Genomic DNA, 13,366 nt, shown 5'->3' on the forward strand with positions numbered 1-13,366 from the left:
CCCCATTCCAGCGCTGCGATCTTGCGGCTGAGTTGGGAACCGCTTGGGACTTGATAGTGTTCGATAGACGAGTCGGCCGGGCGACCGCGTCGAGCCCGCGAGGGCTCGCCGAGGAAGGTCCGGGCTCCACAGGGCAGGGTGGTCGGTAACGCCGACCCGGGGTGACCCGCGGGACAGTGCCACAGAAAGCAGACCGCCTTCCGGTCCACGGGAGGTAAGGGTGAAAGGGTGGTGTAAGAGACCACCAGCGCCCACGGTGACGTGGGCGGCTAGGTAAACCCCACCCGGAGCAAGGTCAAGAAGGGACGCTCTCCGGAGCGTTCTGCGCGCGACGTTCGAGGGCGGCCCGCCCGAGCCGCGCGGGTAGACCGCTTGAGGCCGCCGGCAACGGCGGTCCTAGATGGATGGTCGCCCCTTCGCACGAAGGACAAAACCCGGCCTACAGGCCGACTCGTCACTCTCCGCCTCTCTGACCTGGGGCGGAGCTGTGTCTTTTGATGGCCCTCCCGCACACTCCCACGCTCGCGGTTCGGCATTCGTTTCCACCATCAGGCCGAGTTCGCGCTATGGCGGGGTGGGACACGCAGCTCGCGGAGCGTTCCATGCCGTCTCGCGGATGCCATGGCAGAAGACTGAACCGCGCTGCTATTGCGGCGAAGGAGGGGCCTTCAGGCTGGCAGGTGCGAGGGGTATGGTGTGGGTTGTGACGACGTTTCGGATCAGCGAGGCCGCCGCGCTCCTGGGGGTGAGCTCCGACACCGTGCGCCGCTGGGTGGATGCCGGACGGCTGACGGCCGAGCGGGACGAGCACGGTCATCGGCAGGTGAACGGCGCGGACCTGGCCGCGTTCGCCCGCACCCAGGTCGAGGCTCCCGACGGCGGTCGTTCCTCGGCGCGCAACCGCTTTCGCGGGATCGTCACCGAGGTGATCCGCGATGCGGTGATGGCGCAGGTAGAGATCGCCGCGGGGCCGTTCCGGGTGGTGTCGCTGATGAGCCGCCAGGCTGCCGACGAGCTCGGCCTGGAGGCGGGGGTGGTGGCGGTCGCCGTGATCAAGTCCACCAACGTCGTCGTCGAGACTCCCGGTCAGGAACGCGTGGCCGGCAGCCCATGAAGGAGCTTTTGGTGTCCAGGCGTCTTTCCCGATGGGTTCTCGCCCTTCCCCTCGCGCTCGTGGTCGCGGGGCTGTCCGGCTGCGGCTCCGGCCGGCAGGCCGGCACGTCGGCGTCCTCTGCCGGGGGCGGGGCCAAGGAGGTGACGGTGTTCGCGGCGGCGTCGCTGACCGGCACCTTCACCGAGCTCGGCAAGGACTTCGAGGCCGCTCACCCGGGCACGACGGTGAGGTTCAACTTCGGCTCCAGCGCGACTCTGGCCCAGCAGATCACCCAGGGCGCGCCGGCCGACGTCTTCGCCGCCGCCAGCCCGGCCACCATGAAGACGGTGACCGACGCCGGGCTGGCGAGCTCGCCGACGACGTTCGTACGTAACAAGCTGCAGATCGCCGTGCCCGCGGACAACCCGGGCAAGGTGGACGAACTGAAGGATCTGGCCGATCCGAGGGTGAAGGTGGCGTTGTGCGCCGAGCAGGTGCCGTGCGGGGCCGCCGCGATCAAGGCGCTGGCCGCGGCCGGGCTCAAGGTCACCCCCGTCACCTTGGAGCAGGACGTCAAGGCCACGCTGACCAAGGTCGAGCTGGGCGAGGTGGACGCGGCGCTGGTCTACAAGACCGACGTGATCGCCTCGGCGGGCAAGGTGAAGGGCATCGACTTCCCCGAAGCCGACCAGGCGATCAACGACTACCCGATCGCCGCGCTGACCAAGGCGCCCGCCGGTGATCTGGCACGGCAGTTCGTGGACCTGGTGCTGTCACAGCGGGGCAAGGACGTGCTGGTCAAGAGCGGCTTCGAGGCACCCTGATCCGCATGGTCACTCCTGAGCACGCCGATCCGGACAGGGCCGCCGGACGTTCGGCGGCCCCCCGTCAGAGGTCCGGCCGCCTGCCCTGGATGCTGGTGCTGCCCGCGCTGCTCGGGCTGGCGTTCCTGGTGCTGCCGCTGGCCGGGCTGCTGATCCGCGCTCCCTGGTCCACGCTGCCGCAGCGGCTGGCCGAGCCGCACGTGCTGGAGGCGCTGCGGCTGTCACTGGTGTGCGCCACCATCGCCACCGCGCTGTGCCTGCTGCTCGGCGTGCCGCTGGCCTGGCTGCTGGCGCGGGTCGACTTCCCCGGCCGGAGGGTGGTGCGGGCTCTGGTGACCGTCCCGCTGGTGCTGCCCCCGGTCGTCGGCGGTGTGGCGCTGCTGCTGGTGCTGGGGCGGCGCGGCCTGCTCGGGCAGTGGCTGGAGTCCACGTTCGGGGTCACGTTGCCCTTCACCACGGCGGGGGTCGTCGTGGCCGAGGCGTTCGTGGCGATGCCGTTCCTCGTGATCAGCGTCGAGGGCGCGTTGCGCGGCGCCGACCAGCGCTTCGAGGAGGCCGCCGCGACGCTCGGAGCCTCGCGCTGGGTCGTCTTCCGCCGCGTCACCCTGCCGCTCATCATGCCCGGGGTGATGGCGGGGGCGGTGCTGTGCTGGGCTCGGGCGCTGGGCGAGTTCGGCGCCACGATCACATTCGCGGGCAACTTCCCCGGCACGACGCGGACGATGCCGCTGGCGGTCTATCTGGCGCTGGAGACCGCCCCTGAGGCGGCGATCGTGCTCAGCCTCGTCCTGCTGGCCGTTTCGGTGATCATCCTGGCCAGCCTGCGCGACCGGTGGGTGAACAGCCCATGACCCTCGACGCTCACCTGGTGGTCACCCGACCCGCCTTCGCCCTCGACCTCGCCCTGCAGGTCGCCGCCGGGGAGGTGGTGGCGCTGCTCGGCCCCAATGGCGCGGGCAAGACCACCGCACTGCGCGCTCTGGCCGGCCTGACCGCCATGACCGGCGGACACGTGGTCCTGGACGGCGACTCCGTGCACAGCCTGGCCGCCGAGCAACGCCCGATCGGCATGGTCTTCCAGGACTACCTGCTCTTCCCGCACCTGTCCGCCCTGGACAACGTCGCCTTCGGGCCGCGCTGCCATGGCGCCTCCAAGAGCGAGTCCCGCCGCACCGCCGCCGCCCTGCTGGAGCACGTTGGCCTGTCGGCCCACGCCGCCGCCAAACCCCGGCACCTGTCCGGCGGCCAGGCCCAGCGCGTCGCCCTGGCCCGCGCGCTGGCCGTACGCCCACGCCTGCTGCTGCTGGACGAGCCGCTGGCCGCGCTGGACGCCCACACCCGGCTGGAGGTGCGCTCCCAGCTACGCCGCCATCTGGCGGACTTCGACGGCGCCACGGTCCTGGTCACCCACGACCCTCTCGATGCCATGGTGCTGGCCGACCGGCTGATCGTCATCGAGAACGGCGCCGTGGTGCAGGAAGGCGCCCCGGGCGAGATCTCCCGCCGGCCGCGTACCGACTATGTCGCCCGCCTGGTGGGACTCAATCTGTACCGAGGGACGGCCGACGGGCCCCGGGTCAAGGTGGGCGACCTGTTGATCACCACGTCGGACCGCCTGAAGGGGCCGGTGTTCGTCGCGTTCCCTCCGGCGGCCGTGGCCCTTTACCGCACCCGGCCGGACGGCAGCCCCCGCAACGTCTGGCAGGCCCGCATCGACGGCATCGAACGCCACGGCGACAACGTCCGCGTGCACCTCGACGGCCCGATCACCGCCTTCGCCGACATCACCCCCGCCGCCCTGGCCGACCTCGACCTGACGCCCGGCCAGCAGGTGTGGGCCTCCGTCAAGGCCACCGAGACCCACACCTATCCCGCATGAGGGCGGCCTCACCGCCTACGAAGCCGTCCGGGACATGGCCTTGGTGACGAGCCGGCTCACCCGCTCCACCGTCTTGACGCCGGCCCCCATCGAACCGTGCCGCTCCGAGATCACCGCGAGCAGGTACGTGTGCCCGCGATCCCGTACCCGCCCGATGCTGTTGACCGTCCACAGCCCTCCGTGCCGTGGGCGCGGCAGCCAGCCGTTCTTGAGCGCGACATCGGTGCCCTCGCGCCCGGACGCGCTGACGCCCCACGCCTGCTCGGCCGCCACATCGGCCATCAGTCCGAGCACGTACCTGCGGTTCTTCGCCGACAGCGGGCTCTTGGGCGAGGTGAGCGCGGTCAGCAGGCGGACCTGGTCGGCGGCGCTGGTGGTGGTCGCTCCCCATGCCCCGCCCGGTCCGGGGCGCGTGTCGCGCAGGCCGAACTTCTTGTTCGCGGCGGCCAGCCCGGACGCGCCGCCGATGGCCGACCACAGCGCGGAGGCGGCGGTGTTGTCGCTGACCTTGATGGCCCGCGCGGCGGCACGCCGTTCCCAGGTGCTGAGGCCGCGGCGCTGGCGCTGGGCCCTGAGCAGCAGCGCCATCACGATGTCCACCTTGACGATGCTGGCCGTCGCCGTCCTGAGCCCGCGGTTGTAGGAGTAGGACCGCCCGGTGGACAGATCGTGAGCCGTCACCGCGAACCGGCCTGGGAGGTCCCTCAAGGACCGGGTCAGGGCCTTCTTGTACGAGGACGACGGCTTCGGCTTCTGCTCCGCAGCGGGCGCCGGAGCCGGGGTCGTGAGCATGGCGACGGGGACGGAGATGAGGGGGACGGGATCGGGTAGCGGGGCGCTCGACGTGAGGAGGATCAGCGGCGCGAGCGCCGCCACGACGGGCAAGGGGTGCATGGCAGGAGCATCCCGATGGAGCTGTTTCCGCCGCGTTAGCCATGCGTAACAGTGCTCAGCGAGCTTCCACCGAAGTGGGCGCCTCTAAGCGGGACAAACCTCCCGGTAAGCCAGATCGGCTCCCACGTGCTCGCGCCATTCCTCGCGAGTGAGCCGGCGGCCCGCCCGCTCGCACACGGCCCGGACGGCCCGCCCGGGGTCGACCGGCAGGTCCTGGAACGCGCCGTCGTGCCCCACCACGTGCAGACTCGAGCCGTCGCGCGTGAAGGCGAGCGCGGGCATGGGGTCGTCGTCCGTCGGGTCGTACGCCCCGGTGGTCACGGTCCAGGCGGCGCCGAGCTGACGCCCCGCGACCGCGTCGAACAGCGTCACCCTGGTGTCGTGGGCCACCGCCAGGAGCCGTCCGTCAGGGGAGAACCTCGCCCCCACCACGTCTCCCGCCACCCTGAACACCTGACCCGTCGTACGCCAGGTGCGGGTGTCCCACAGGACCACCGCCCTGCTCCCGTACGGTGAGACGGCCAGCGGGCCCTTCGGGGCGAGCGTCATCCACTTCTCCGCGAGCGTGCCGGGGCCTTGCGCATGGGGCAGCACCTTGCGGGAGACGAGGTCGATGACGTCGGCACCACCGAGGTCGGCGGTGACGAGGAACCTGCTGTCGGAGCTGAAGGACAGCGGGCCTCCCGCGACCGGGCTGAACCGCATCACCCGCTTGCGCTGCGCGAGATCGATGACGACGACGTCGCCCCCGCCGTAGTAGTCGCCGCCCAAGGCCTGGCTGATGGCGAGCAGCCGGCCATCGGGGCTGATCTGCATGTCCGCCCTGCTGTCCAACGAGCTCAAGGGCACGCTGCCCAGCTTGCGCCCGGACGCCGCGTCCCAGAACGCAGGGCCCGCGGTGAGGTCCTCCGTGGAGATGGTGACGACCGTACGCCCGTCGGGGCTGACCCGCGTGATCGCCCCACCCTCCGTGGGCGCGCGCAGTCGCCCGGTCTGCGTGAAGCGGGGCACCGACCAGCTGCGCACGGTCTGGCCCGTCCGGGCGAACAGCAGGTCGCCCGACGCGGTGAACCGCGGCTGCAGGGCATCGGCAGGCAGGACACGCCGGGGACCGGTCTGCCGGCTGATGTCGTAGGTGGTCACCTGCCCGGCGTCGTCCAGGATGCTCAGGGTGCGATTTCCGGGGCCGAACCGCGGTGATCCGACGATCCTGGAGGTGACGGTGAGCCGCAGGAGCGGGGCCGCGTCGTCCAGCCGCCACAGCGTGAGACGACCGCCCGCCCAGTTCCCGAAGGTGATCAGGTACCGGCCGTCGTCGCTGAAGACGGCGTCGGTGGCGTGCCCGGGGAAGACCCGCCGCTCCCGCCTGCCGGTGGACAGGCTCCACAGGGTCGTTCTCTTCTCGTCTCCCACGGTGGCCAGCGCGCCGTCGGGGCTCAAGGAGAGGACCTGCCCCGGCAGGGTGCTGGGGAGCCGCTTGCCCGTAGGCGTTCCCCAGCCGGGGAAGGTCCGCAGCGCGGACTCGGTGCGGTCCTCGGTGATCTCGACGGCGCCGAAGCGGTCGCCGGGTCCGAGCCGCGCGTTGCTCAGCCACCCCTTCGGCTTGTCCAGCGCCCGCCGTGCCACGTTCCACAGCCCGACGTACGGCCCGCCCAGATTGTCGCGCACGACGATGTAGCCCCCGGCGGGGCTGAACTCCATGCTGTCCGGGCGGCCGTCGTTGCTGGTCGACTCGTCAGGCGTCCACTGGCCCTCGCCCAGCCGCTTGCCGCCGCGCAGGCTCCACAGCTCCATCCTGCTGCCCCGCGCGAGCGCCAGCGTGTCACCGTCGGGGCCCACCGCCGCGGTGACGGGCGCCTCGCCGATACCGCCGAAGGTCCTCACCGGACGTCCCGTCGCCAGGTCGTAGGCGGTCACCCGGCCGGCCCCCGCGCTCACCAGCGTCCGCCCGTCGGGGCTCAGCGCCCGCCCCTCGTTGGCCGGGGCAGGGTCGGTGAAGACCGACTGCTCCTGCTGGGCGAGCGAGCCCAGCACCGCCGATCCCGCCTCGGGAACCGGTGCGATGCGGTAGGCCGCCACGCTGAGCAGCATCGCCTTCACCGGGTCGGTCCTGCGCAGCGCGTCCGCCTGCAGCGCCACCCGCCGGGCCGCGGCCTGTGCCCGCTCCTCGGCCAGGCGCCTGCCGGCCTCGTCACTCTTGAGCGACTGCTGCCAGGCGAGGGCGCCGGCGGTGAGCGAGGCGACGAGCAGCACCACCACGCCGGTGGTGACCAGGCGGCGCAGCCTGCCCTGACGGACCGATCCGGCCCGGCTCGCCTCGATGAACTCCCGCTCCGTGGTGTTCAGGGTCAGGGACGCGCCGTGAGTCCACTCCAGCGCCTGGCGCAGGGCGGCGCCGCGAAGGAGGTCCTCGGGGCGGCGGCCGTTCCGCGCCCACCGGCGGGCGGCCTCGCCCAGCTCACGGTGGCGGCCAAGCGCGTCGCGGTCGCCGGTCACCCACTCGTGCAGCCGAGGCCAGGCGTACAGCAGGGCGGCGCTGCCGATGGCGACCCCGTCTGCCTTGCGGCGGACCAGCGTGGCCTCCTCGAGCGCGGCGAGCACCCGCTCGGTGGCCTCGTGGCGTACGTCGAGGAGCTCGTCCACGCCGGCGGTGCGCGGCACCTCGTCGCCGTCGCGCACGTCCACCAGCCGCAGCAGCAGATCACGCGCTACCTGGCGCTCGGACGCCGGCAGCGCGGCGTAGAACCGCTCGGCCACCGTGCCGAGCGCAGGGTCGGCGGCCGGCTCACCGGGAGGCCGCACGCCGGCGGCGGCCTGGGCGCCCTCGGCCAGCATCGCGCGTCCCCCGCCGCCGAGCAGCGTCAGCAGCAGGCGCTGCGCGGAGGGACGCGCGGCCGGGACCTTCGACAGCGCGGCGCGGACCAGCTCGCGCAGCCCCTCGGGCAGGACGTCGAGGTCGGGGTCGTGATTGAGCAGGCGGTTGATGACCGCGATCGTCGTCGGGGCGGTGAAGGCGTCGCGTCCCGTCGCGGCGAACAAGACCACCGCACCCCAGGCGAACACGTCGGCCGCCGGCTCGGCGCGGCCCCCGGAGAACAACTCCGGCGCCATGTACATCGGGGTGCCGGCCAGCTCGCCCGTCGAGGTCATCGACAGCCCCGCGGCCCGGGCGATGCCGAAGTCGATCACTCGAGGCCCGTCCGGCCCCAGCAGGACGTTCTCCGGCTTCAGATCGCGGTGCACCACGCCCGCCTGGTGGATGGCGGCCAGCGCGGTGGCCACGCCCACGGCCAGCCGGTGCAGCGGGTCACCCGAGAGCGGAGCCCCCTCCGAGATCGCCGCACGCAGGCTCGGCCCGGGGACGAACTCGCTGACGATGTACGGGCGCTCGCCTTCGAGGTCGTGATCCAGGATGCGGGCCGTGCAGAACGAGGCCACCTGCTGCGCGGCGGTCACCTCGCTGGTGAAGCGGCGGCGCAGGGGAGAGTCGCCGGACAGGTAGGCGTGCAGGACCTTGACCGCCACGCGGTTGGCCGCCTCGTCGTAGCCCTCGTAGACGACGCCTTGGCCGCCGGAGCCGAGCCGGCTCGCCAACCGGTAGCGGCCCAGCCTCGACGGATCCCCCGGGCGCAGCCTGTCTGCTGTCATGGTTGCTTAGACAGTCGATCATCGGATCTGGTTCGGGCGGCGGGTCTAGCACTCGATGACGTTGACGGCGAGGCCGCCGCGCGAGGTCTCCTTGTACTTGTCCAGCATGTCCCGGCCGGTGTCGCGCATCGTCTTGATGGCCTTGTCCAGCGAGACGAAGTGGCGGCCGTCGCCGCGCAGGGCGATCCTGGCCGCGGTGATCGCCTTGATCGAGGCGACCGCGTTGCGTTCGATGCACGGGATCTGCACCAGGCCGCCGATCGGGTCGCAGGTCAGGCCCAGGTTGTGCTCGATGCCGATCTCGGCGGCGTTCTCCACCTGCTCGGGCGTGCCGCCGAGGACCTCGGTGAGCCCGGCGGCGGCCATGGCGCAGGCCGAGCCGACCTCGCCCTGGCAGCCGACCTCCGCGCCGGAGATCGAGGCGTTCTCCTTGATCAGCACGCCGATCGCCGCCGCCGTCAGCAGGAAGCGGACCACGCCCTCGTCGTCGGCGCGGGGGATGTATCTCGTGTAGTAGGTCAGGACGGCGGGGATGATGCCAGCCGCGCCGTTCGTCGGCGCGGTCACGATGCGGCCCCCGGCGGCGTTCTCCTCGTTGACCGCCAGCGCGAACAGCGACACCCAGTCCATGGCCTGCAACGGGTCCTTCTCCGGCGACTCGCTGCGCAGGCGCCGGTGCAGGCCGTGCGCGCGGCGCTTGACGCGCAGGCCGCCGGGGAGCACCCCCTCCCGTGAGATCCCGCGTTGGACGCACTCCGACATGACCCAGCACAGGTTGAGGATCCCCGCGCGGATCTCCGCCTCGGTGCGGCCGAAGGCCTTCTCGTTCTCCAGCATCAGCCCGGAGATCGACAAGCCCGTGTTCGAGCAGTGTTTGAGGAGCTCTTCCCCGGTGGTGAAGGGGTAGGGGAGCACGGTGTCGTCGGGCTTGATGCGGTCGGCGCCGGTGGCGTTCTCGTCCACGACGAAGCCGCCGCCGACCGAGAAGTAGACCTTTTCCCGCAGCGTGTCGCCTTCCGCGGTGCAGGCGGTGAAGCGCATGCCGTTCGGGTGCTCGGGGAGGGAGATCTTGCGTTCGAAGATCAGGTCCTCGCCGACGACGAAGGGGATTTCGTGGGTGCCGTAGAGGTTGACGGTGCCGGAGGCGCGCATCGCGGTCAGGCGGTCGTCGATGGTGTCCACGTCCACGAGTTCGGGCTTCTCGCCCGACAGGCCCAGTAGGACGGCCTTGTCGCTGCCGTGGCCCTTGCCGGTGAGGCCGAGTGAGCCGTACAGGATGGCCTGGACGCGCGCCACGCGCGGCAGCAGGCCGTCCTCGTGCAGGCCGCGGGCGAACTTGTGCGCGGCCGCCATCGGCCCGCCGGTGTGGGAGCTCGACGGGCCGATACCGATCTTGAACAGGTCGAAGACGCCGATGCTCATGTCACATATTCCGTCGCCGCGTCCAGCAGCCACTCGGCCAGATAGGCCGCGAACGACGAGCGTACGAGCACCAGGAACCCGTCCTGCTGGGGGAGCAGCACGACCTGGGCGCGCGCCAGCATGGTCTGCGCGCACGCGCCCGGGCCGAACACCGAAGGGTGCAGGTCGAGGGCGCAGCCATGGGCCAGCAGGTCGCGTGCCCGAGGGCCGCCGACCAGGAGGGTGGTGCGTTGCGCCGACACGTCCACCACGGATCCGTGCCGGTCGCCGAGGGCCGCGCGCAGCGGCTCGGCGTCATACCCGTCGGGCCCGATCACCAGCCACTCGTCGGGCCCGAGCCAGGCCACGGTCACCTCGCCGGAACGCACGGCGGTGCCCGGCGAGACCGGCAGCGCGACGCCGAGCGCCCGCCCGAGGCCGGCGGCCGCCGGGCTCTCCGGGTCCACCCGTACGTTGATCTGGCGGAGAAAGGGGATCTCCGCCAGCGTCAGCGCCTCGCTCTTGGACGCGGTCGCGAACCGGTCGGCGAAGGCCGCGGCCGGACTCCTGCGCTCAGCCATCGCGGCGTGCTCCTTCCGGGTCGTACAGGACGTGAGAGGTCACGGTGACGGGCACCAGGGTGTCGCCGACCGGTGCGTAGAGCCGTTCGCCGACCCGTCCCTGCCCGCCGCTGACCAGCGCCAACGCGAACGTACGGCCCAGCGCGGCGCTGCGGTAGCTCGAGGTCACGTGCCCGAGCATCGGCACGGGCGGCTCGGGCAGGCCGGCGAACTCCACCACGTGCGTCCCCTCGGGCAGCAGCAGAGCGGGGTCCTCGGGGAGCAGCCCGACGAGCTGTTTGCGGTCCGCGCGGACCGTGTCGGCCCGGGCGAACGAGCGCTTGCCGATGAAGTCGGCCTTCTTCTTCGACACCACCCACGACATGCCCAGGTCCTGCGGCGTGACCGTGCCGTCGGTGTCCTGCCCGACGATCGGGTAACCCTTCTCGGCCCGCAGCACGTGCATGGTCTCGGTCCCGTACGGCGTGACGACCCCGGTGTCCATGATGGCCTCCCACAGGGCCAGACCCTCCCACGAGGTCACGTTGATCTCGTAGGCCAGCTCGCCCGAGAAGCTGATCCGGCACACCCGCGCGGCCATCCCCGCGACCTCCGCCTCCCGCCAGGTCATGAACGGGAACTCGGCCGCGCCGACGGCCAGAGCGGGGGCGAGCCCGGCCAGCACCTCGCGCGAGCCGGGACCGACCAGCGCCACGGTGGCCCATTGCTCGGTGACCGAGGTGAGGTGCACCCGCAGCCACGGCCACTCGGTCTGCAGCCACTCCTCCATCCAGTCCAGGACGGCCGCGGCGTTGCCCGTGGTGGTGGTGACGAGGAAGTGGTCCTCGGCGAGCCTGATGACGGTGCCGTCGTCGAAGACCATGCCGTCGGCCCGGCACATCACGCCGTACCTGATGGCGCCGACGGCCAGCGTGCTCATCAGGTTCGTGTACAGCCGGTCGAGGAACTCCGCCGCGTCGGGCCCGATCACGTCGATCTTGCCGAGCGTGGAGGCGTCCATCGCCGCCACACCCTCCCGCGCCGCCCGGCACTCGCGCAGGACCGCGGCCTCCATGTCCTCGCCGGGACGGGGGTAGTACCACGGCCGCTTCCACTGGCCGACGTTCTCGAACAGCGCGCCGTGCGTGACGTGCCACTCGTGCAGCGCGGTGACCCGGACCGGATCGTGCAGCGCGCCGCGGTCGCGCCCGGCCAGCGCCGCGAAGCTCACCGGCGTGTACGGTGCCCGGAACGTCGTGCTGCCCAGCTCGCCCACCGGAACGCCCAGCGCGTGCGCCATGACGGCCGTCGTCAGCAGGCCGGAGGTCTTGCCCTGGTCATGAGCCGTGCCCGCGGTGGTGTACCGCTTGACGTGCTCGACCGAGCGCAGCCCCGCGCCGGTCGCCCGCAGCACGTCCGCCACGGTCACGTCCCGCTGCAGGTCGACGAAGTGGGTGCCGTAGTCGGTGGCGGGCACCAGCCAGTACGGCTCGCCCGCGGCGGAGGCCCGGCCGCCACCGCCGCCCGCGCCGTCCTCCAGGCATCCGGCCAGCGTGAACACGCCCCTGGCCGCGCCTGCCACCTCCACCGCCTGCCGGGACGCGCCAGGCACCAGCGTGCCCAGCGCCTCGTCGTAGCAGAGCGTCCCGCCCGACTGGCTGAACAGGTGCACCACCGGGTTCCAGCCCCCGGAGACCAGCAGCAGGTCGGCGTCGAACGACCGCTCGCCCGCGGCAGCCGCGCCGTTGCCCGGACGCCGCCCCACCAGGACCGAGGAGACCTGCCCGTCCCCGGCGGCGGCCGTCACCACGTGCCCGGTCAGCACCTCGATGCCGGCCTCGCGCGCCCGCTCGGCCCAGCCCGCGCCGGGCGCCGGCCGCACGTCCGCGATGGCCAGCACGTCCACGCCCGCGCCGGCGAGGTCCAACGCGGCCGCGTAGGCGCTGTCGCCGGTCGTGAACACCACCGCCCGGCTCCCCGGCAGCACGCCGTACCGGTTGACGTACGTCCGCGCCGCGCCCGCCAGCATCACGCCGGGCAGGTCGTTGCCCGCGAAGGCGATCGGCCGTTCGTGCGCGCCGGTGGCCAGCACGACCCGCCGCGCCCTGATGCGCCACACGCGCTCCCTGGCCACGTGCGCGGGAGCCGCCCCACCGAGGTGGTTGGTGCGCCGTTCGACGGCGATCAGGTAGTTGTCGTCGTAATAGCCGAAGACCGTAGTACGTGGCAGCACCGTGACCTCGGGCAGGCCCGCCAGCTCCGCCGCGACGGCCCCGGCCCATTCGGCGGCCGGCAGGCCCGCCAGCTGCTCGGCCGTGCCGAGCAGGCTGCCGCCGGGCTCGGGCTGCTCGTCGGCGAGGATCACACGGGCGCCGGTGCGCGCGGCCGCCCGGGCCGCGGACAGCCCGGCGGGGCCCGCGCCCACCACCAGCACGTCGCAGTGCGCGTGGATGGCGTCGTAGCGGGCCGGGTCGGGCTCGGCGGCCAGGCGGCCCTGGCCGGGCAGCCCGCTCGCGACCAGGCCGTCATACAGCTCGACGGTGGTCGCCGTCAGCATGGGCTCGGGGAACGGCTCCTCGATCTGCACCAGCGCGCTGGGCTCCTCGCTGCCCGCGGCGACGATCCCGCGCGGGCGGCCGAGCTTGACGCTCGTCCCGACCTGGCGCACACCATTGGCCAGCAGCGCCGAGGCGAGCGTGTCGCCGGGGTGTCCCGTGTAGTCGCGGCCGTCGAAGCGGAAGCGGAGCGTGCGGGTGCGGTCGACGCGCCCGCCGGTCGCGCGCCTCACGGCGTCACCGGTCGGCGCTCGCCCACGCGGTAGACGGCGTGGATCTCGTTCGTGGCGGTGTCGCGTACGGCGTTGAACCAGCGGCGGCAGCCCGCGGAATGGCTCCACCGCTCGGCGAACGACCCCTTGGGGTTGTCACGGAAGAACAGGTAGCGGGCCCACTCCTCGTCGGAGAGCGCACCCGGATTCTCCGGGTAGGCGACGTGGGCCTGGCCGCCGTAGTGGAACTCGGCCTCGTCTCGAGGGCCGCACCAGGGACAGGGGATCAGCAGCATCGTG

10 protein-coding genes and 1 other RNA gene are annotated in these 13,366 nt (G+C 72.5%); 5 read left to right on the forward strand and 6 right to left on the reverse strand.

Going from position 1 to position 13,366, the window contains the following annotated elements; all coding sequences use genetic code 11:
• Positions 1-68 precede the first annotated feature (68 nt).
• From rnpB to OHA25_RS27860, 5 genes are all read left to right on the forward strand, one after another.
• Positions 69-458, forward strand: an RNA gene (rnpB, locus tag OHA25_RS27840) — RNase P RNA component class A.
• Positions 459-703: 245 nt separating this feature from the next.
• Complete coding sequence (locus tag OHA25_RS27845) at positions 704-1,114, forward strand: TOBE domain-containing protein (protein ID WP_305922331.1); 411 nt, start codon at positions 704-706, stop codon at positions 1,112-1,114.
• An 11-nt stretch (positions 1,115-1,125) separates the two neighbouring features.
• Positions 1,126-1,917, forward strand: a complete 792-nt coding sequence (modA, locus tag OHA25_RS27850) for a molybdate ABC transporter substrate-binding protein (protein WP_442942144.1) — start codon at positions 1,126-1,128, stop codon at positions 1,915-1,917.
• Between the two features lie 5 nt (positions 1,918-1,922).
• On the forward strand, positions 1,923-2,768 hold the full coding sequence (locus tag OHA25_RS27855; protein ID WP_327590407.1) for an ABC transporter permease: 846 nt from the start codon (positions 1,923-1,925) through the stop codon (positions 2,766-2,768).
• Positions 2,765-3,796, forward strand: coding sequence for an ABC transporter ATP-binding protein (locus OHA25_RS27860; protein ID WP_327590408.1), 1,032 nt, complete (start codon positions 2,765-2,767; stop codon positions 3,794-3,796). Before OHA25_RS27855 ends, OHA25_RS27860 begins: the two co-directional genes overlap by 4 nt.
• A gap of 15 nt (positions 3,797-3,811) precedes the next feature.
• On the opposite strand, the gene OHA25_RS27865 is transcribed toward OHA25_RS27860, so the two are convergent.
• The 6 genes from OHA25_RS27865 to OHA25_RS27890 all read right to left on the reverse strand — a co-directional run bounded on the left by OHA25_RS27865 (position 3,812) and on the right by OHA25_RS27890 (position 13,362).
• Positions 3,812-4,690: a serine hydrolase gene (locus OHA25_RS27865; RefSeq protein ID WP_327590409.1), complete on the reverse strand. Its 879-nt coding sequence runs from the start codon at positions 4,688-4,690 to the stop codon at positions 3,812-3,814.
• Positions 4,691-4,774: 84 nt separating this feature from the next.
• Complete coding sequence (locus tag OHA25_RS27870; RefSeq protein WP_327590410.1) at positions 4,775-8,338, reverse strand: WD40 repeat domain-containing serine/threonine protein kinase; 3,564 nt, start codon at positions 8,336-8,338, stop codon at positions 4,775-4,777.
• Positions 8,339-8,383: 45 nt separating this feature from the next.
• Positions 8,384-9,760, reverse strand: coding sequence for an L-serine ammonia-lyase (locus OHA25_RS27875; RefSeq protein ID WP_327590411.1), 1,377 nt, complete (start codon positions 9,758-9,760; stop codon positions 8,384-8,386).
• Positions 9,757-10,320: a sarcosine oxidase subunit gamma gene (locus OHA25_RS27880; protein ID WP_327590412.1), complete on the reverse strand. Its 564-nt coding sequence runs from the start codon at positions 10,318-10,320 to the stop codon at positions 9,757-9,759. The genes OHA25_RS27875 and OHA25_RS27880 overlap by 4 nt, the downstream gene beginning before the upstream one ends.
• Complete coding sequence (locus tag OHA25_RS27885; RefSeq protein ID WP_327590413.1) at positions 10,313-13,087, reverse strand: FAD-dependent oxidoreductase; 2,775 nt, start codon at positions 13,085-13,087, stop codon at positions 10,313-10,315. Before OHA25_RS27885 ends, OHA25_RS27880 begins: the two co-directional genes overlap by 8 nt.
• Positions 13,084-13,362, reverse strand: coding sequence for a sarcosine oxidase subunit delta (locus OHA25_RS27890; RefSeq protein ID WP_327590414.1), 279 nt, complete (start codon positions 13,360-13,362; stop codon positions 13,084-13,086). Before OHA25_RS27890 ends, OHA25_RS27885 begins: the two co-directional genes overlap by 4 nt.
• Positions 13,363-13,366 lie beyond the last annotated feature (4 nt).

The sequence above is a fragment of the Nonomuraea sp. NBC_00507 genome, assembly GCF_036013525.1.
In the GTDB taxonomy this organism is placed as follows: Bacteria; Actinomycetota; Actinomycetes; order Streptosporangiales; family Streptosporangiaceae; genus Nonomuraea.

Excerpts from the sequence above, each read along its gene's own strand:
- OHA25_RS27855 (WP_327590407.1), top strand. The coding sequence starts at position 1,923 with ATGGTCACTCCTGAGCACGCCGATCCGGACAGGGCCGCCGGACGTTCG.
- OHA25_RS27860 (WP_327590408.1), top strand. The coding sequence starts at position 2,765 with ATGACCCTCGACGCTCACCTGGTGGTCACCCGACCCGCCTTCGCCCTC.
- OHA25_RS27865 (WP_327590409.1), bottom strand. The coding sequence starts at position 4,690 with ATGCACCCCTTGCCCGTCGTGGCGGCGCTCGCGCCGCTGATCCTCCTC.
- OHA25_RS27870 (WP_327590410.1), bottom strand. The coding sequence starts at position 8,338 with ATGACAGCAGACAGGCTGCGCCCGGGGGATCCGTCGAGGCTGGGCCGC.
- OHA25_RS27875 (WP_327590411.1), bottom strand. The coding sequence starts at position 9,760 with ATGAGCATCGGCGTCTTCGACCTGTTCAAGATCGGTATCGGCCCGTCG.
- OHA25_RS27880 (WP_327590412.1), bottom strand. The coding sequence starts at position 10,320 with ATGGCTGAGCGCAGGAGTCCGGCCGCGGCCTTCGCCGACCGGTTCGCG.
- OHA25_RS27890 (WP_327590414.1), bottom strand. The coding sequence starts at position 13,362 with ATGCTGCTGATCCCCTGTCCCTGGTGCGGCCCTCGAGACGAGGCCGAG.